The sequence below is a fragment of the Variovorax sp. MPBD4-3 genome (genome assembly GCF_058809745.1).
In genome coordinates this window covers 19032-36424 of record NZ_JBXASW010000060.1, presented here as the reverse complement: position 1 = coordinate 36424, position 17393 = coordinate 19032, and the positions used below count along the sequence as shown (strand labels likewise).

The following is a 17393-nucleotide window of genomic DNA, read 5'->3' as shown; positions in this document are numbered from 1 at the left end:
CACGATTTTTTAAGTATCGTCAAACTTTTTTCGCTTTCTTCAAACTTCCCAGCAGTCGGCAACTTCCGTCACCAGCCACTGAATCGTTTTCAGCGAAGCCTTCGATTATGCTCCGACTTTTCTGTCAGCGTCAACTTCGAAGGAAGTTTTTTTATCGACTGACTTGCTGCGATTCTCGAAGAAATCATGCCGCGTTGTCAGCCGAGCCAGCGAGTATATGTCATCTTTTGCCGCGTGCAAGATATCCCTGAAGAATCACGATGAAAAGACTTCTTCAAGGCTCTTCACATACAGGGAGCATCCTCTCGCCCATTGCATCTTGTGGCTCCTCCGATAATTCGAGCCACATGGCACTCATCACACTCCTCGACGCCCAACTCGCGTTCGGTCACGTCCCGCTGCTGGATCATGCGGACTTCTCTCTTCAGGAATCGGAGCGCATCGGCCTGATCGGCCGCAATGGCGCCGGCAAGTCTTCGCTGCTCAAGATATTGGGGGGCCTGGAAAAGACCGACGACGGCACCCTGCAGTTCCAGCAGAACCTCCGGGTCGCGTACGTCGCCCAGGAGCCTGTGCTGGACATGGATGCGGACGTTTTCACCGCCGCAAGCCAGGGCCTGGGCCCGGTCATTGCCATTCGCGATCTCTACCTCTCCGGTGCGGACGGCCTCGACCTCGACGCCCTGCAGTCGCAGATCGAAGCCTTCGACGCCTGGAACTGGGAGCAGCGCGTGGAAGAGACGCTGCACCGCCTCCACCTCGACCGCGACGCCCGCGTCGGCTCGCTCTCCGGCGGCACCCGCAAACGCGTCGCCCTGGCGCAGGCCCTGGTGGCCGCGCCCGACGTGCTCCTGCTGGACGAGCCCACCAACCACCTGGACCTCGACTCCATCGAGTGGCTCGAACAACTGCTGATCGACTTCAAAGGCAGCGTCGTCACCGTCACCCATGACCGCAGTTTCCTGAACCGTGTCGCCACCCGCATCGTCGAGCTGGATCGGGGCAAGCTGGGTTCTTACCCCGGCAACTTCGAGCAGTACCTCGTGCAGAAGGAAGAGCAGCTCGCCCAGGAAGCCGTGATCAGCGCCAAGGCAGACAAGCTGCTCGCCCAGGAAGAAATCTGGATCCGCAAGGGCGTGGAAGCGCGCCGCACGCGCAGCCAGAGCCGAATCACCCGCCTGCAGGAACTGCGCGCCAGCCGCGCGGCGCGCCGCGAGGTGCAAGGCAGCGTCAACATGGACGTGGCATCGGGCCAGTCCAGCGGCAAGATCGTGGCGGAACTCACCGAAGCCACCAAGTCGTTCGGCCCCAAGACCGTCATCCGCAACTTCAGCGGCACCATCCTGCGCGGCGACAAGGTCGGCCTGCTCGGCCCCAACGGCGCGGGCAAGACCACCCTGCTGAAGCTGATCCTCGGCGAGCTCGAACCGGACAGCGGCAAGATCCGCCGCGGCACCAACCTCCAGGTGGCGTACTTCGACCAGATGCGCGACAAGCTCGACCTCGACGCCACGCTGGAAGACTTCATCAGCCCCGGCAGCGAATGGATCGAGATCGGCAGCCAGAAGAAGCACGTCAAGAGCTACCTCTCCGACTTCCTGTTCTCCCCGGCGCGCGCCAACTCTCCCGTGCGCTCGCTCAGCGGCGGCGAACGCAACCGCCTGCTGCTGGCCCGATTGTTCGCCCGCCCCGCCAACGTGCTGGTGCTCGACGAGCCGACCAACGACCTCGACATCGACACCCTGGAGCTGCTCGAGAACCTGCTGCAGGACTACGACGGCACCGTGTTCCTGGTGAGCCACGACCGGACCTTCCTCGACAACGTGGTGACCAGCACCATCGCCTATGAAGGCGACGGCCGCTGGCGCGAGTACGAAGGCAGCGTGCAGGATTGGCTGGTCCAGTCCAAGCGTGCGCGAGAGATCGCGGAACAGCGCCAGGCTGCGGCCCCCGCTGCGGCACCGGCCCCAGCAGCGCCGTCCGCGCCCGCGGAACCCGTCGCGCCCAAGGCGGCCGCAGCGCGCAAGAAGCTCTCTTACAAGGAGCAGCGCGAGCTGGAAGCGCTCCCCGCCCAGATCGAAAGCCTGGAAGCGGAACAGAAGCGCATCACCGAGATGCTCGAACTCGACGGCGGCGCCATCTATGCCACCGACTCCTCGCGCGCCACCGAACTCGCCGAGCGCCACGCGAAGATCGACGACGAACTGCTCGCAGCGCTCGAGCGCCAGGAAGAACTGGGCGCCGGCCGCTGACCGGCGCGAACCAAAGCGCTCCCCGCCGCGCCGCGCCCGTCCCGCCGTCCGACGCCGGCGGGACGCGGACTAGGCTATATATGCGGCTTCGCCCCCCAAGCCCCGGGAAAGCTGCATGCCTTCTTCATTCCAAGCCTTCTTTCGTCGGTCCACCGCGCTCCTGGCGCTGCTGATACTCGGGGCCTGCGCTCAATTGCCGCAGAACGTCGAGCGCCCCGTCTCGACCGCCATCGCCGCGCCGGCCACCGGCTCCGCGCTGGCCGACCTCGTGCAGCAGCGCCGGCGCGCCGCCAACGCCCGCTACGAATCCGGCTTCCTGCTGCTGGGCGGGCCGCAGGCCGCCTACGGCAGCCGGCTCGCGCTGATCGAAGGCGCCCAGAAGACGCTCGACCTCCAGTACTACGCCATTCACGCCGATGCCAGCACAGGCCGCCTCGTCAGGGGCCTGCGCGCCGCCGCCGAGCGCGGCGTGCGGGTGCGGGTGCTGCTCGACGACTTCCACACCACCGGCCGCGACGCACTGGTGCTAGGCCTGGCCTTCATTCCCAACATCGAGATGCGGCTCTTCAACCCGCTGGCCGGCTCGCGCGACTCCACCTTCAGCCGCCTGGTCAACTCGATCGACGACGCCTCGCGCATCCAGCAGCGCATGCACAACAAGCTGTTCCTGGCCGACAACGTGATGGGGGTGGCGGGCGGCCGCAACCTGGGCGACGCCTATTTCGGCAACGCGGCCAACGGCAACTTCGTCGATGTCGACGTGCTGGCAATCGGCCCGATCGTGCAGGACCTGTCGCGCAGCTTCGACAGCTACTGGAACAACGAGCGCGCCTACCCCGTGAAATCGCTGGTCACGCGCGAGGAATTGCAGTCGATGCGCGAGCGCGCGAAGAAGGCCGACCAGGAGCTGGTCGAACAGGCCACCCGCGACCGCGACGACCCGCCCAGCGCCGATGCGCCCCCCACCGCCGAGCAACGCGCCCGCGCCTGGGACCAGAAGGCGCTCGACCTGCGCACCGCCGATTTCGTCTGGGCGCCGGCCGTGATGCTGGCCGACAAGCCCGGCAAGATTCCCGCCGACTCCGGCCCGGACACCGCGAAGGCCCCCGGTCTCGTGGTCAGCCAGCCCGACGACAAACCCGCGGCCTCGCGCGGTGCGGCGTCGCTCGAGGCAGCCTCCGACCTGGCCGCCAACGGCGACACGGTGGTCGAGGGCCTGCTGCAGATGATCGGCCAGGCGCGCTCCAGCCTGCTCATCATCTCGCCCTACTTCGTACCCGGGAAAGACATGCTCAAGGCCTTCGGCGAGGCTCGCGCACGGGGAGTGAAGATCAGGGTGCTGACCAACTCCCTGGCCTCGAACGACGCCCCGGTGGCGCACGTGGGCTATGCGCGCCATCGCGAGGCGCTGCTCAAGATGGGCATCGAGCTTTATGAGCTGCGCAGCGAGCAGTCGAACTTCGGCAACGTGTTCGGCTCCTCGGGAAGCACCGGCAGCGGTGGCGTCACCGGGCAGTCGCGGGCGATGCTGCACTCGAAGGTGCTGGTGATGGACGGCCGGCTGCTGGTGGTCGGCTCGATGAACCTCGACCTGCGCTCCCAATTGCAGAACACCGAGATCGCCCTGCTGATCCGCAGCGACGAGCTCTCGCGCGCCGCATCGGCCCAGATAGAGCGCGGCATGCGCGAGCGCTCATGGCACGTCGAGCTGACGGACGGCTCGCTGGTGTGGCGCGCCCCCGAAGGCAGCGGCCTGAAGGACGCGACCACCGAGCCCGACACCAGCGCCAGCCTGCGGCTGATGCTCAAGCTGTTCGGCCCGCTCGCGCCCGACCAGCTGCTCTAGCCGCGACGCGGCGCTCAGTGCTTGTGCTGGTGCGCCGACGAACCGGCAGCATCGGCACCTTCGGGCGCGCCCACGGGCAGCGTCACGTCCAGCGCGGTCTTCACGCCCTTGGCGTCCTCGAACTTCAGCGTCATCGGCACGGTCGCGCCCTTGGCCAGCGCACCCTTGAGGTCCATCATCATCACGTGATAGCCGCCGGGCTTGAGCTCGACGGTCTGGCCCGCGGGGAGGTCGAGGCCGCCGGGCAGCTCGCGCATCTTCATGACGTCGCCTTCCATCTTCATCTCGTGCACTTCGGCGGTGCCGGCCGCTGGCGTGGAGATGCTCACCAGCTTCGTGCCGGTGGGCGCGGTGAGCTTCATGAAGGCGCCGGTGCCGCTCTGGCCCGGCACCGACTGGCGCACCCAGCCGTCGCGCACGTCGACAGTGGCCACGCCCTGCGCCACCACCACGAGCCTGGCGGCCGGGCTCTTCAGGCCGGCGGTCGAGTTGCCCGATGCCGGCACCTCGGCCCAGTCGGCCACGCCGGTGTCGCAGGTCTGCAGCACCTTGAACCACAGCGTGCCCGGCGTGGCCGGCACCTTGCCGCGCAGGACGAATTCGGAGCGCTCGCTGCCGGGCAAGGCGTTGCCGGGGGTCTCGGCGGTCCAGCGCACTTCGCCGTCGCCGCTTTTCGTCACGTCGAGCTTCCAGCCCTTGCGCGCCTGGGCGTCGCTCAGCACGAAGCCCTTGGGCAGGCGCACGGCCAGCCCGGTGGTGGCCTTGGCGCCTTCGCAGGCGTGGCCGACGCGGAAGGCGGCGTTGTAGTCGCTGCCGACGGTGGCGCCGCCGGGCGGCAGCGTCACGTGCGCCAGCGCGGCGGTGGTGCCGGCCAGCATGGCGCAGGCGGCGAGGGTTCGCAGGGTGATGGCGGCCATCGGTTTCGTCATGTCGCGGATCCTTTGGGGTTGGAACGGGAAAGTCAAAGGTCGAACTTGCGTTCGGCCACACAGGTGGGTTGCGGGGTTGCGCCGAGCAGCAACGGCAGGGCGCGGGATTGCTTTTTTCAAGAGGAGCCTTCTCCATCGAACTTCAAACCGGACAAGCCGCGTGCGCACGCCGGGCGCGCGAATGCAGCTATCGTTTCGAGAGCGTCAGGAGAAAGTCGGGGGGCCGCGCGCCGGCAGGGGCGCGGCGGTGGCCGCGGCCAGTCGCGCGGCGGGAATCGACTGGACCACGCGGCCCAGCGGAAGGGGAAGATCGAAAGCCGGCGCCACCATGGCCGGCGGCGGGGCGCCGGTCAGCACGCACAGCGGGCAGTCCATGTGCGAGGCGCCCATTTCGCGCGCGCCGTCGTCGGTGTGGACCACCACCTTGACGGGGCCGGCACCGGAACACACCAGTTCCATCGACTGCGGATGCACCAGCGGAGACGCCACCGCCACACCCAGCGAGAGCACGAACCACAGCAGCACCCAGCGGCCGATGAGGCCGAGGAAGCGGGTGGGAAGGCGCAGCGCGTGCATGGCGGTCGCGATTATCGGCTCACTTTGCCCTTGGCGGCCGGGGCCTTGGCGGGCGCCTTGCCGGCTGCCTTGGCCGGCGCTTTCGCGCCCTTGGCGGCGGGCGCGGCCTTGGCAGCTGCCGCAGGCCTGCCGCCCTTGGCCGCGGCAGCCGGTGCGCCCTTCTGGCCCTTCTGCACGCGCTGGCCCTTCACGGCCTTGCCACCGCGCGCCCTCGGCGCAGGCGACGGGGCCGCGAGCGCGGGCATCGGCACCGCCGTCTGCTCCTGCGCGCTGGTCAGCACCGGCGTCACGGTGAAGCCGCGCGACGCCATCAGCGCGGGCAGCCCCTGCGGCCCGATCATGTGCAGCGCGCCCACTGCCGCGAACACGCCCTTGCCGCTCGCGTGCAGCCGCTCGATGCCGTCGGCCAGGCCGGGGTTGCGGTCGTCGAGCAGGCGCTTGAGCAGCCGCTGCTCGGCGGGCGTGTTGAGGCAGTCGCACCAGTCGGCATAGCGCGCGAGCCGGGCCGCGTCGCTGCGGGCCCAGACGTCGGCCAGTTCCTTGAGCTGGCCGCGCAGCTTGCCCGACTCCAGTTCGTCGAGCGCGGCGTCGATCTGCTGGCCTTCTTCGTCTTCCGACTCGCCGGTCAGCACGCGCAGCTGGTCGGCCGCGTTCTCGAGGGCGACGATCGGCTTGCTGCTGTTGCGGGCGGACACGGCCAGCGTCTCGTCCACGCCGAATTCGGGGTACAGCCCGTCGGCGCGGCCCGCCAGGCCGGCCAGCGCCGTGACCTGCAGGATGGGCTGCAGCTTCGAGGTGGTGCCGGGCGGCACGCAGGCCTCGGCGTTCTGGCGCTCGAGCCGGCGGGCACGCTCGCCGCTGAGTACCCGGGCCACCAGCGCCGGGTCAGCCGGCTGGGCCATGGTGCGGGCGGTGGCCTCGTCGCGCGAGTCGAGCTCCAGCGCGAGCAGGTCGCTCTGCGTCAGCGCCTTCTGGATGGTCGGCCCGGGCCGCACCCAGTCGCCGCGTCCCACGTGCAGGGTGCCGTAGAGCCATGAAGTGCGGCCGTCGCGCTCGATGCGCCACAGCATGCCGCGGTCGACGCCGTTGCGCAGGCCGACGCCCGGCTTCTCGAGGCTGGCGATGGCCGAGGGCGGGCAGGCCGCATGGGCGGCGCCGAATGTAAAGACGCAGCACACGCCCGCCAGGATCTGGCGCGGTGTCCGCTGCACGAGGCGCGAGGGCGCCGAGAAATCGACGGCGCGCATCCGCGCCGAAATATAGATGCCGCGCATCCGCGCGGCGAGGATCCGGAGTATCCGCAAGGCTTGCTCCACGATGAAAGAAAGTCCGGCATTCTCACAGCACCGTTGCCCATAATCCGAAACCATGCAAAGCATCTTCCACCTTGCCTTCCACGTTCGCGACCTCGACGGTGCCCGCCGCTTCTATGGCGATGTCCTCGGTTGCGCCGAAGGCCGCAGCACCGACACCTGGGTCGACTTCGACTTCTTCGGCCACCAGATTTCCCTGCACCTCGGCGAGCCCTTTGCCACCACCCGCACCGGCCGCGTGGGCGACGTGATGGTGCCGATGCCGCACTTCGGCCTCGCGCTCGCCCTGCCCGACTGGCAGGCGCTGGCCGGCCGCCTCGAGGCCGCCGGCACCGACTTCGTGCTCAAGCCCCAGGTGCGCTTCGAAGGCCAGCCGGGCGAGCAATGGACGATGTTCTTCTGCGACCCGTTCGGCAATCCGATCGAGGTCAAGGGCTTCCGTTCACTAGACACTCTTTACGACAAGTGACAAGTCCGCGCCTGCGCCTGAGGCAGCTCGGGTCCGGGCTTGCCGTCCTCGTGCCGCTGCTCGCGGCCTCGGCGGCCCATGCCCAGCAGGACTGCGAGCTCAACGGTCGCAGCGTGAACCCGGCCAACGGCGCCACCACCGCCGGCCAGACGGGCATCCTGCGCTGCAAGGCCCGCGAGACGGGCGAGCTGCAGCGCGAGGAGCAGGTGCAGAACGGCGTCTTCATGGGCCTCGTACGCATCTACGAGAAAGGCAAGCTCGCCAAGGAGCACACCCTCAATGCCAAGGGCAACCTGCAGGGCCGCGCCCGCGAGTTCTCGCCCAGCGGCAAGGTACTGCGCGAGGCCACCTACGACGACGGCCAGGAGCGCGGGCTGGCGCGCAGCTACTACCCCGACGGCAAGCTGCGCCGCGTCATCTTCTATCCGGACACCGGCAGCGGCAGCTCGGTCGAGTTCACCGAACGCGGCCAGCTCTCGGCATTGCGCTGCGCCGACGCGCCCACGCTGGCGCCGGTGGTCGACGACGCCAAGCTCTGCGGCTTCAGCGGCGGCCCGTCGCAGGTCGACCTGTTCGATGCGCGCGGCAACCTGCGCTCGCGGCTGTCTTACCTGTCGGGCAAGCGGGTGCGTTCGCAGAGCTTCTACGACAACGGCAAGACCGCGTCGCTCGACGAGACCATGGGCAACCAGCGCACCGAGCAGGCTTACTCATCAGAAGGCGTCAAGCGCCGCGAGACGGTGTACCTGCTGGTGGAGCGCGCCTCGATCCGCCAGCGCGAGCAGGCTTTCTCCGAAAAAGGCACGCTGGTGCGCGACCAGCGCTGGAACAGCGCGGGCGAGCCCATCGGCGACGACAGCTACTACCTGAACGGCCAGCCGAGCAGCAAGTCGGCCTACAGCGGCAACGGCAATGGCCGCGTGGTCGACATTACCGAGTTCTACGACAGCGGCCAGCGCGCCGCGCAGGGCCGCTACCAGCTCGTCGGCCGAAGCCGGCAGGTGCCGATCGGCACGCACCAGCGCTTCAACGAAAAAGGCACGCTCATTGCCGAATCGAGCTTCGATGCCAAGGGCCGCGTGACGCGCGAACGCGCCTGGGACGAAAACGGCGAGCTGCAGCGAGACGACGAAGTCTTCGAGGACGGCTCGCGCAAGGCATACACAAAGTAACGCCCCCCAGAGGCCCCAGGCTCCGCGCACTTCGTGTCGCTGCGCCACCCCCCTACCGGGGGCAACACCTGCGGCCCGGCGAAGCCGGTTCCGCGGTGTTACGCGAGAAAAAATGCCCTCGGCGAGTTCAGTCGAGCTTGATTCCAGCCTGCTTGATGATCGGGCCCCAGCGCTTCGATTCCGCGCGCGACAGCGCCGCGAACTGCGCCGGCGTGCCGGGCATCGCTTCCATGCCGAAGTCCTCGAAGCGCTTCTGCACCGCCGGCGTGCCGAAGGCCTTGTTCAGGTCGCCGTTGAGCTTGTTCACCACCGCGGGCGGCAGGCCCGCCGGGCCGAGGATGCCCTGGAACGCGAACACCTCGGTGTTGGGCACGCCCACTTCGGCCAGCGTCGGCACGTTGGGCAGCAGCTTGCTGCGCGCGCCCGAGCCGATGGCCAGCACCCGCACCTTGTTGCTCTGCATGATCGACAGGCCCGAGGCCAGGTCGAGGAACATGCAAGGCACCTGCCCGCCCATCACGTCGGCCATGGCCGGCGCGGCGCCGCGGTAGGGAATGTGGGTGATAAAGGTGCCGGTGCGCACCTTGAACATTTCCATGGCCAGGTGGTGCGGCGAGCCGTTGCCGGGCGAAGCGTAGTTGACCTTGCCGGGGTTGGCCTTCACGTAGGCCAGGAACTCCTTGAAGTTCTTGGCCGGGAAGTCCGGGTGCACCACCAGCGCGAGCGGGAACTTGCCGATGGCGCCGATGTAGGTGAAGTCTTTTTCGGGGTTGAACGGCAGCTTGCTGAACAGGTGCTCGTTGAAGGCCAGCACCGCGTTGTCGGCCGACAGGATGGTGTAGCCGTCGGGCTTGCTCTTGGCGACCAGGTCGGCGCCGATGTTGGTCGAGGCGCCGGGGCGGTTGTCGACCACGATCTGCTGGCCCAGCGTCTGGCGCATGGATTCGGCCAGCACGCGTGCGATCACGTCGGTGCCGCCGCCCGCCGGATAGGGCACGACCCACTTGATGAGCTGTGCGGGATATTCCTGCGCGCGGGCGAAGGGCGATGCGGCCATCGCGGCGCCGGAGGCGAGCGTGGCGAGAAGGGTGCGGCGATCCATGGATCAGTCTCCAGTCGTTTGTAAATCAGGAAGCGGACAGCGATGGTACGGGCAGCGCGTGCAATGCATCGGACAACGCCTCGCGGCAGCGCGCCTCGTCGCCGACCTGCTCGAACAGCAGCAGCGCCAGCCGCGCCAGGAACAGCGATTCGCGCTCGGCGCCCGCTTCGCTGATGGCGCGCGCGCACTCGGCGTAGAGGCGGTCGCGGGCATCGGGGGGAAGAGCAGGGTTGGTCATGCTGAAAGGGTCTCCAGGGCAGCGGCGGCACGTGCCAGCGCGGGTTGCAGGGCGCCGGGCGGCAGCCGCCGCCAGCGCGCGGCCACATGGCCGTCGGGGCGCAGCAGGTAGACCGCGCCGTCTTGCGCACCGAGCGCCTCGAACACGTCGGCCGAGGCATGCCCGTCGACACCGGCGATGCCTGGGCTTGCGATGGTGCGCACGACGAAGGGCAGCGCCCCCTGCTGCGCGCGCACGACGTCGGCGGCCGGCAGCGCGGCCACGTCGGGGCGCAGCACCAGCAGGGTGAAGGTGGGCGCGATCCAGTCGGTGAGGTGGCCGCGCTCGAGCTGCTGCTCCGGCACCGCCTCGCCCGGCAGCGGGCCCGCCGCCAGTTCGTCGCCCGAGCTCGACAGCGGCGAAGCGGCATAGCGCACGGCCTGCGTCTGGCGCGGGTTGATCAGCTGCGCGATGCCCCGGTGCGCCTCGGACAGCGACAGCGCCGCCTCGCGCAGCAGGTCGAAGCCGCGCGACGGCGGCGACATGAACTCGGTGCTGCGCATCGCGTTCTCGGCGTTCACGTGGAAGGCCTCGATGCGCTCCTGCGAATAGCTGTCGAGCAGCGGCGCGCCGGACAGCCCCTTGGCCACGAAGGCCAGTTTCCATGCCAGGTTGTCGGCATCGTCGAAGCCCGAGTTGAGCCCGCGCACGCCGAAGATCGGCATCGCATGCGCCGCGTTGCCCGCGAAGACGACGCGGCCGTGGCGGTAGCTGTCGAGCGTCATCGCGCCGGCGCGGTAGACCGAGGTCCACACCGTCTTCCACGGCAGGTGGCCTTCGCCGATGGCGTCGAGGTGGCGCTGCACGAACTCGGCCACCGCCGCCGGCTGCAGCGCTTCTTCGGTGCTCTGGCCGGGGCGCAACTGGTAGTCGATGCGCCAGATGTCGTCGGGCTGGCGGTGCATCAGCACGGTCGAGCCGGGGTTCCACGGCGGGTCGAACCAGGCGCGGCGCTCGGTGGGATGGCCGCTGTGCAGCTCGATGTCGATGATGACGTAGCGGCCCTCGTAGCCGGTGCCTTCCAGCGCGAGCCCCATCGCCTTGCGCACGAAGCTCTGGCCGCCGTCGCAGGCCGCGAGCCACTGGCCGTGCAGCCGGTAGCTGCCCTCGGCATTGCGCACGTCGAGCGTCACGCCCTCGCCGTCCTGCGCGAGGCCGGTGAGCTCGGTGCCCCAGCGGATGTCGATGAGCCCCGGCGTCGCCTCGTTGCGGCGGAAGATTTCTTCCAGCAGATAGTGCTCTGCGTAGTACTGCTCGAGGTTGATCATCGGCGGCAGCTTCTGCCGCGCGTCGTGCGGCATCTCGAAGCGGAACACCTCGGCCGTCTTGTAGAAGCTGCGCCCGCCGGTCCACGGCAGGCCCTTGGCCATGAAGTCGGGCAGCACGCCGAGCCGCTCCATGATCTCCAGGCTGCGGCGCGAGATGCAGGCCGCGCGGCTGCCGACGCACACGGTGTCGTCGGCTTCCAGGATCACGCAGCGCACGCCGTGGTTCGCGAGCCCCAGCGCGAGCGCCATGCCCACCGGCCCGCCGCCGGCGATCACCACCGGGTGGCGGCCGGGCTCCACGCCGTCCTGCTCGAGCGGCGGCGTCCACGGCTTGTAGCGCGTGTAGTGAAAGGCGCCGACGGAGGGCGGGAGTTCGGTGGCGCTGGCCGGTGGCGGCACGGGGCCGCCGGCGGCATCGCCCGGAGCGGCTGCGGGAGAGTTCGTCATGCGACGGGATTGTCCCGATGCGCGCGGGCTGCCGATGTCATAACTTCGTACGAGGTAGTTACCCCAACCTCCCGAGCATTCCGGACCTTTTCCATCCCCCATGAGACGCTGGCGCATCCACCCCACCGACACCGCGCTGGCCGCCGCCGTGGTCAGCGACGTGCTCGGCGGCGTGGGCACGGCGCACCTGGCCACCAGCTACCTGAAGGCGATGCAGCGCGTGATGCCCGTCACCTTCTGCACCGTGTTCGCGGTCAGCGCGGCGGGGCGCATCGAGGCGGTGTCGGCCGCGAGCAGCTACGGCAGCACGGCCGAGCGCACGTCGGAACGCTACGTGGCCCAGCGCTTCGACCTGCTCGATCCGAACATGGCGTGGCTCGCCGCGCGCAAGCTGCCGCAGCGCGCGCAGCTCTGGCTGGGCCACCAGCGCGCCGACGAAGTGGCCGACCCGGCCTACCGCGCGGCCTGCTACGGCGACGTGGGCATCCGCGAGCGGGCCTCGGTGCTGTTGCTGCTGCCCACCGGCCAGCGCGTGGCGGTGAGCTTCTACCGGAGCCTGGCGCAGCCCGAGTTCGATGCGGAGGCTTTCCATCGCATCGAAGCGCATGCCGCGCTGCTGGCCGACGCGACCGCGGCGCACGGACGCAGCGCAATGGCGGTGCGCGAAGCCGTGGAGCCCGCGCTGGCCTCGCGGCTGCTGACATTGAGCCTGCGCGAGCGCGAAGTCATCGGCCACCTGATGGCGGGCAAGACCGCGAAAGAGGCGGCACGGGAAATCGGCGTGGAGCTGACGACCGTGCGCACCCACCAGTACCGGGCGTTCCGGCGGCTGGGAATACGGTCGCAGAAGGAGCTGCTGCGCGGCGCGGGGCCGCAGGGGCCGCACTGAGGCGGCGAGCCCGGGTCAGTCTTCGGAGGCCGCTTCTTCCGGCGCCTCGTCCTGCTGCGCGCCGGCGGCCGGCTTCACCAGCGACACCGGCGCCTCCTTAGGACGCCCGGCGGTCGACACGACCTCCTGGTCGATCGCGCCGAACAGCGAGCGGCCGTCCAGCCCCTTCATCTCGATGCGGATGGTGTCGCCGAACTTCATGAACTCGGTGACGGGGGCGCCGCCCTGAATGGTCTCGATGCAGCGCTTCTCGGCGATGCACGAATAGCCCTTGGGCCAGTCCATCTGGCCGTCCTTCTTCTCGACGCCCTTGTTGCTCACGGTGCCGCTGCCGACGATGCTGCCGGCGCGCACGTTGCGCGTCTTGGCGATGTGGGCGATGAGCTGGCCGAAGTGGAAGGTCATCTCCGGGCCGGCGTCGCACATGCCGACCTTGCGGCCGTTCCAGCTGCTTTGCAGCGTCAGGTGCACGCGGCCGTGCTGCCAGGCTTCGCCGAGCTCGTCGAGCGTCACGGCCACGGGGCTGAAGGCGGTGGCGGGCTTGCTCTGGAAGAAGCCGAATCCCTTGGCCAGCTCGGCCGGAATGAGGTTGCGCAGGCTCACGTCGTTGGCCAGCATCACCAGGCGGATGCCGTCCAGCGCCTGGTCGGGCGTGGTGCCCATCTTCACGTCGCCGGTGATGACGGCGATCTCCGCCTCGAAGTCGATGCCCATGGCCTCGCTGGGCACCACGATGTCGTCGACCGGCCCGAGGAAGTCGTCGCTGCCGCCCTGGTACATCAGCGGGTCGGTGTAGAAGCTCTCGGGCACTTCGGCGTTGCGCGCCTTGCGCACCAGCTCGACGTGGTTCAGGTAGGCCGAACCGTCGGCCCACTGGTAGGCGCGCGGCAGCGGGGCCATGCACATCGAGGGATCGAACGGAAAGGCATGGCGGGCGCGGCCGTGGTTGAGCGAGTCGTACAGGTCCTGCAGCTGCGGGCTCATGAAGCCCCAGTCGTCCAGCACCTGCTGCAGCCGGTTCGCGATGCCGGTGGCGTAGTGGGCGAGCGTGAGGTCGCGGGAAACGACGACGAGCTGGCCGTCGCGCGAGCCGTCCTTCAGGGTGGCGAGTTTCATGATGCGGTAGGTGTGTGAGGGCGGCTGCCGCTCCCACTTAAACTGGTTGGACGGGCGGCAGTGTACCGAGGTGGTCTCGGTGAACCTCCGCGCCGGCGCCCCACTCCACACTCTGATGCCGACGCTCGTCGCCCCCCCTCCGCTGTCCGCCGGCCTGCCCGGGCGCCCGTCATGGCGGGTGCTGGCTGCCCTGACGCTGCTGGTGGCGGTGATCCACCTGCTGGTGCTCGGGCTGGCGCCGACGGCCATCGGGCCGGAGCCCTCGCCGCTGGCCAACAAGTTCATCACGCGCACGATCGTGATCGCGCCCCCCGCTTCCGAAAAGCCGGCCGCACCAGCCGCCGCAGCGCCGCCGGAAGCCCGGCCGCCGGCCCAGGTGAAGCCGCGCCGGCCCCGCGCGCCGTCGGTGCCGAAGCCCGAGCCGGCACCGGCGCCCGTGCCCCAGGCCGACAACGCGGCGCCCAAGGAACCGGAAACGCCCGACCTGACGGCGCAGCCCGCTACGGATTCAGGAGCAACGCCGACCGAAGCCCCGGCCGCCGCCGCGGGGAGCGGCGCAGGCACCGGCGACGGCGCGGCGGGCGCGTCCGCCGGCGCTGCGAATCCCGCGTCCGGCAACATCGTCGGTACCCAGTCGCTGCGCATTCCGGGCTCGGTGACGCTCGACTTCACGGCCACCGGGCAAGACGGCTCGTCTCCCATGCAGGGCGTGTTCGGCGAGCTGACCTGGCTGCAGGACGGCAGCCGCTACGACGCCCGGCTGACGCTGAAGGTGCTGTTCAGCACCATCCGCAGCCAGCACAGCACCGGCCGCATCGGCCCGTCGGGCATCGAGCCCGACCGTTACTCGGAGAGCCGCAAGTCCGAGGTGGCGTCGCATTTCGTGCGCGACCAGGGGCAGGTGGTGTTCAGCAACAACGCGCCCTCCGTGCCGCTGCTGGCCGGCGCGCAGGACCGGCTGAGCATCATGATGCAGCTCGGAGGCCTGCTGGCGGGCGACCCCGGCCGCTACCCGGCGGGCAGCCAGATCTCGGTGCAGACCGTGGGTCCGCGCGACGCGGGCGTCTGGGTCTTCGTGGTCGGCGACGAGGAGCAGCTGAGCCTGCCGGCCGGCGAATACCGGGCGCGCAAGCTCACCCGCAGCCCGCGCCAGCAGTTCGACAGCAAGCTGGAGCTCTGGCTGGCGCCGGACTACGGTTATCTGCCCGTGCGGATCAAGCAAACCGAGCCCAACGGCAACTTCGCCGACGCGCAGTTGCGCAAATCCCTACCCACGAGCCCCACAAATTGAGGCAAAACGCACATATCGACGTTGAAAGTAAACAAAAGACAACAGGTCTTGAAACTGGCGCGTTGATTGCTAAGTACTCTCCATGAATGCCATCGACATCCTTACGGGGCCCGCCATGAACATGCTTTATGACTCGGAGTCTTTCGTCGTCGTCCACGTGCAACCCACCGAAGGCGACGAACCCGCGCAGCCGAACATGCCGGTCCTCGAACGCCACGGCTTCGAAATCGTGGACAAGCGTTCAGGCAAGGAGGTCTACCTCGACGGCTCATGGGCCGAGCTTTTCCAGCAGCAGATCGCCGCCTGGCAGCTCAACACCCCCACCCAGGAAGAAGTCGAAGACACGCTGGAAGGCTATGCCGAGCTGGCCCACACGCCGGTGCTCGTGCACTGATTCGCTCCTGTCCCCAGCAAAAAGCGCCTCTCAGGGCGCTTTTTTCATGGGCAGCCGCTCTTCAGCGGTAGATCCACCGGTACATCGGCCCCACCAGCAGCAGCACCGCCACCAGCCGGCACACCTGGAACGCCGTGACCACCGGCACGCCCAGCTGCAGCACCTTGGCCGTGATCGACATCTCTGCGATGCCGCCCGGCGAGGTGCCCAGAATCATGGTGGCCGGGTGCAGCCCGGTCGCCCATGCCAGCAGCCAGGCCACCGCGCCGCATAGCGCCAGCATGCCGAAGGTGCCGAGCGCCACCGAGCCTAGCCAGCGCGGCGCCGTGTGCAGGAACTCCCTGCTGAAGCGCACGCCCAGGCTCACCGCGATCACCAGCTGCGCCGTGTTCGACATCCACGCCGGCACCGCCGACAGCGAATGACCGGCCACGGTGAAGCCCATCGCCACCAGCAGCGGCCCCATGAACCACGGGTTGGTGCGCTTCAGCGCGCGCATCGCGAGTGCGCCGATGCCGGTCGCCACCGCAAGCAGCGCGAGCCCGCCCGGGTTCACCTCGCGCGCGCCGGGCGGACTGATCTCCAGCCCGTGCAGCCCGCTCCACTGCATCGCGAACGGAATGGTGACCGTCACCACCACCAGCCGCAGGCTGTGCGCCGCCGCCACGAGATCGGTGCGCGCGCCGGCCGACTCGGCCATCAGCGTCATCTCGGAGGCGCCGCCGATGGCGCCCGCGAAGTAAGCCGTGGCTCTCATGGATTTCGCCGGCACATGCGGCATGCGCGCCGCATGCACCCCGTGCAGCCAGCGCCCGAAGCCCCAGCCCAGCAGCAGCGCCCAGCCGATCGCCAGCGCGATCGCCCACCACACGCCGGCCACCAGCGACACCACGTGCGGCGTGAAGTACAGCCCCAGCGCGGTGCCGATGGTCCACTGGCCCGCGTTGCGCAGCGGCGTGTGGCTGGCGGTCGGCAGGCCGGCGATGGAAGCCAGCGACACCGCGATCAGCGGGCCGATCATCCAGGGCAGCGGCGTGTGCAGCGCCAGGCAGACACCCGCGGCGGCGAGCGCCAGCAGCAGCGTGGTGGTCACGCGGACGATGAAAGGGAGAGGCACGGACGGACAGGAAGTAGCGGGATTGGACGGCAGGGCGCGCATGCGCCGAAGGCCTAGTATGGCGCGATGGCTTTTTCACGATTCTCGCCAGCGCGGGCTCCCCGCCTTCCCTTTCTCCTCGTCGCCACGCTGGTTGCGGCCGCCCTCGCCGGCTGCTCGGCGCTGTCGTCCGACGCGCCCGACGCCCCCGTCGCACGCCGCGTCGCCGCGCTGCTGCCGGTCGACGCCCTGCTGCTCGGCGAGCAGCACGACGCGCCCGAGCACCACGTCATCGAGCGCGAAACCGTCGAGGCGCTGGTCGCGCGCGGCCAGCTCGCCGCGCTGGCGCTCGAGATGGCGGAAGAAGGCCGCGGCACCGCCCACGTGGCACCCACCGCCACCGAAGCCCAGGTGCGGGCCGCGCTCGACTGGAGCGACAAGGCCTGGCCCTGGGCCAGCTACGGCCCGGCCGTGATGGCCGCCGTGCGCGCGGGTGTGCCCGTGGTCGGCGCCAACCTGCCGCGCGCCCGCATGAAAGACGCGATGGCCGATGTCTCGCTCGACGCGCAGCTCGGCAACGATGCCTACGTCGCGCAGCAGGATGCGGTGCGCGAGGGCCACTGCAAGCTCTTGCCCGAGTCGCAGATCATTCCCATGACCCGCATCCAGGTGGGCCGCGACCGCGCGATGGCGCAGGCCATCGTCAAGGCGCGGCAGCCCGGCAAGACGGTACTGCTGATCGCCGGCTCCGGCCATGTGGTGCGCACCCTCGGCGTGCCGCAGCACCTGCCGAACGACGTCAGGATCGCCACGGTGCGCATGCTGGCCGCGCCCACGCTGGCGAACGTGGTGCCCGGCGAATACGACCGCATCTGGCAGACGCCGGCGCTGCCCCCGCAGGACTACTGCGCCGAGCTGCGCCGGCCTGCCAAGCCGAGCCCGCAGTAAGCGAAAAA

The 17393-nt window shown here is 69.4% G+C and carries 16 protein-coding genes; 8 read left to right on the top strand and 8 right to left on the bottom strand.

Annotated elements, in window-relative coordinates:
* Positions 1-347: 347 nt before the first annotated feature.
* Positions 348-2252: an ATP-binding cassette domain-containing protein gene (locus AC1RVW_RS25570; protein ID WP_493203368.1), complete on the top strand. Its 1905-nt coding sequence runs from the start codon at positions 348-350 to the stop codon at positions 2250-2252.
* Positions 2253-2367: 115 nt separating this feature from the next.
* The gene (locus AC1RVW_RS25565; protein ID WP_493203366.1) at positions 2368-4098 is read left to right on the top strand and encodes a phospholipase D family protein; all 1731 of its coding nucleotides are present in this window, start codon (positions 2368-2370) and stop codon (positions 4096-4098) included.
* Between the two features lie 14 nt (positions 4099-4112).
* On the opposite strand, the gene AC1RVW_RS25560 is transcribed toward AC1RVW_RS25565, so the two are convergent.
* The 3 genes from AC1RVW_RS25560 to AC1RVW_RS25550 all read right to left on the bottom strand — a co-directional run bounded on the left by AC1RVW_RS25560 (position 4113) and on the right by AC1RVW_RS25550 (position 6907).
* Positions 4113-5027 carry a copper chaperone PCu(A)C domain-containing protein gene (locus AC1RVW_RS25560; protein WP_409194359.1) on the bottom strand — a complete coding sequence of 305 codons (915 nt, stop codon included), beginning with the start codon at positions 5025-5027 and terminating at the stop codon, positions 4113-4115.
* 204 nt (positions 5028-5231) lie between these two features.
* Positions 5232-5603, bottom strand: coding sequence for a DUF2946 family protein (locus tag AC1RVW_RS25555; protein WP_081268048.1), 372 nt, complete (start codon positions 5601-5603; stop codon positions 5232-5234).
* Positions 5604-5614: 11 nt separating this feature from the next.
* A complete protein-coding gene (locus AC1RVW_RS25550; protein WP_493203364.1) occupies positions 5615-6907 on the bottom strand; it encodes a TraB/GumN family protein in 1293 nt (430 codons plus the stop codon).
* A gap of 64 nt (positions 6908-6971) precedes the next feature.
* Here AC1RVW_RS25550 and AC1RVW_RS25545 point away from each other — a divergent pair, with 64 nt between their 5' ends.
* Complete coding sequence (locus AC1RVW_RS25545) at positions 6972-7385, top strand: VOC family protein (protein WP_081268046.1); 414 nt, start codon at positions 6972-6974, stop codon at positions 7383-7385.
* Positions 7382-8557 carry a toxin-antitoxin system YwqK family antitoxin gene (locus AC1RVW_RS25540; protein WP_234382296.1) on the top strand — a complete coding sequence of 392 codons (1176 nt, stop codon included), beginning with the start codon at positions 7382-7384 and terminating at the stop codon, positions 8555-8557. Before AC1RVW_RS25545 ends, AC1RVW_RS25540 begins: the two co-directional genes overlap by 4 nt.
* A 127-nt stretch (positions 8558-8684) precedes the next feature.
* Here the strand turns inward: AC1RVW_RS25540 and AC1RVW_RS25535 are convergent, their stop codons facing one another.
* The 3 genes from AC1RVW_RS25535 to AC1RVW_RS25525 are packed head-to-tail and all read right to left on the bottom strand — an operon-like array spanning position 8685 to position 11651.
* The gene (locus AC1RVW_RS25535; RefSeq protein ID WP_081268044.1) at positions 8685-9659 is read right to left on the bottom strand and encodes a Bug family tripartite tricarboxylate transporter substrate binding protein; all 975 of its coding nucleotides are present in this window, start codon (positions 9657-9659) and stop codon (positions 8685-8687) included.
* A 25-nt stretch (positions 9660-9684) separates the two neighbouring features.
* A complete protein-coding gene (locus AC1RVW_RS25530; RefSeq protein WP_081268043.1) occupies positions 9685-9897 on the bottom strand; it encodes a DUF2783 domain-containing protein in 213 nt (70 codons plus the stop codon).
* On the bottom strand, positions 9894-11651 hold the full coding sequence (locus tag AC1RVW_RS25525; protein ID WP_493203361.1) for an FAD-dependent monooxygenase: 1758 nt from the start codon (positions 11649-11651) through the stop codon (positions 9894-9896). The genes AC1RVW_RS25530 and AC1RVW_RS25525 overlap by 4 nt, the downstream gene beginning before the upstream one ends.
* 100 nt (positions 11652-11751) lie before the next feature.
* Here AC1RVW_RS25525 and AC1RVW_RS25520 point away from each other — a divergent pair, with 100 nt between their 5' ends.
* Positions 11752-12540 (top strand): helix-turn-helix transcriptional regulator, encoded by a 789-nt coding sequence (locus AC1RVW_RS25520; protein ID WP_081268041.1) that lies wholly within the window; start codon positions 11752-11754, stop codon positions 12538-12540.
* Between the two features lie 15 nt (positions 12541-12555).
* Here AC1RVW_RS25520 and AC1RVW_RS25515 read toward each other — a convergent pair whose 3' ends face one another.
* Complete coding sequence (locus AC1RVW_RS25515; protein ID WP_081268052.1) at positions 12556-13656, bottom strand: fumarylacetoacetate hydrolase family protein; 1101 nt, start codon at positions 13654-13656, stop codon at positions 12556-12558.
* A gap of 115 nt (positions 13657-13771) precedes the next feature.
* Here AC1RVW_RS25515 and AC1RVW_RS25510 point away from each other — a divergent pair, with 115 nt between their 5' ends.
* A complete protein-coding gene (locus AC1RVW_RS25510) occupies positions 13772-14947 on the top strand; it encodes a DUF3108 domain-containing protein (protein WP_493203359.1) in 1176 nt (391 codons plus the stop codon).
* Between the two features lie 115 nt (positions 14948-15062).
* Entirely contained in the window at positions 15063-15341 is a 279-nt protein-coding gene (locus tag AC1RVW_RS25505) for a BTH_I0359 family protein (RefSeq protein WP_172839907.1), read from the top strand.
* A 61-nt stretch (positions 15342-15402) separates the two neighbouring features.
* On the opposite strand, the gene AC1RVW_RS25500 is transcribed toward AC1RVW_RS25505, so the two are convergent.
* The gene (locus tag AC1RVW_RS25500; RefSeq protein ID WP_493203358.1) at positions 15403-16500 is read right to left on the bottom strand and encodes an AbrB family transcriptional regulator; all 1098 of its coding nucleotides are present in this window, start codon (positions 16498-16500) and stop codon (positions 15403-15405) included.
* A 24-nt stretch (positions 16501-16524) separates the two neighbouring features.
* On the opposite strand from AC1RVW_RS25500, the gene AC1RVW_RS25495 reads away from it, so the two are divergent.
* The gene (locus AC1RVW_RS25495) at positions 16525-17385 is read left to right on the top strand and encodes a ChaN family lipoprotein (RefSeq protein ID WP_493203356.1); all 861 of its coding nucleotides are present in this window, start codon (positions 16525-16527) and stop codon (positions 17383-17385) included.
* The last annotated feature ends 8 nt before the right edge of the window (positions 17386-17393 follow it).

Bases quoted from the DNA above. Each gene is read 5' to 3' on its own strand.
- AC1RVW_RS25560 (WP_409194359.1), bottom strand. From the start codon at position 5,027: ATGACGAAACCGATGGCCGCCATCACCCTGCGAACCCTCGCCGCCTGC.
- AC1RVW_RS25555 (WP_081268048.1), bottom strand. From the start codon at position 5,603: ATGCACGCGCTGCGCCTTCCCACCCGCTTCCTCGGCCTCATCGGCCGC.
- AC1RVW_RS25545 (WP_081268046.1), top strand. From the start codon at position 6,972: ATGCAAAGCATCTTCCACCTTGCCTTCCACGTTCGCGACCTCGACGGT.
- AC1RVW_RS25530 (WP_081268043.1), bottom strand. From the start codon at position 9,897: ATGACCAACCCTGCTCTTCCCCCCGATGCCCGCGACCGCCTCTACGCC.
- AC1RVW_RS25495 (WP_493203356.1), top strand. From the start codon at position 16,525: ATGGCTTTTTCACGATTCTCGCCAGCGCGGGCTCCCCGCCTTCCCTTT.
- AC1RVW_RS25515 (WP_081268052.1), bottom strand. From the start codon at position 13,656: ATGAAACTCGCCACCCTGAAGGACGGCTCGCGCGACGGCCAGCTCGTC.
- AC1RVW_RS25510 (WP_493203359.1), top strand. From the start codon at position 13,772: ATGCCGACGCTCGTCGCCCCCCCTCCGCTGTCCGCCGGCCTGCCCGGG.
- AC1RVW_RS25520 (WP_081268041.1), top strand. From the start codon at position 11,752: ATGAGACGCTGGCGCATCCACCCCACCGACACCGCGCTGGCCGCCGCC.
- AC1RVW_RS25565 (WP_493203366.1), top strand. From the start codon at position 2,368: ATGCCTTCTTCATTCCAAGCCTTCTTTCGTCGGTCCACCGCGCTCCTG.
- AC1RVW_RS25525 (WP_493203361.1), bottom strand. From the start codon at position 11,651: ATGACGAACTCTCCCGCAGCCGCTCCGGGCGATGCCGCCGGCGGCCCC.
- AC1RVW_RS25500 (WP_493203358.1), bottom strand. From the start codon at position 16,500: ATGCGCGCCCTGCCGTCCAATCCCGCTACTTCCTGTCCGTCCGTGCCT.
- AC1RVW_RS25570 (WP_493203368.1), top strand. From the start codon at position 348: ATGGCACTCATCACACTCCTCGACGCCCAACTCGCGTTCGGTCACGTC.
- AC1RVW_RS25535 (WP_081268044.1), bottom strand. From the start codon at position 9,659: ATGGATCGCCGCACCCTTCTCGCCACGCTCGCCTCCGGCGCCGCGATG.
- AC1RVW_RS25505 (WP_172839907.1), top strand. From the start codon at position 15,063: ATGAACATGCTTTATGACTCGGAGTCTTTCGTCGTCGTCCACGTGCAA.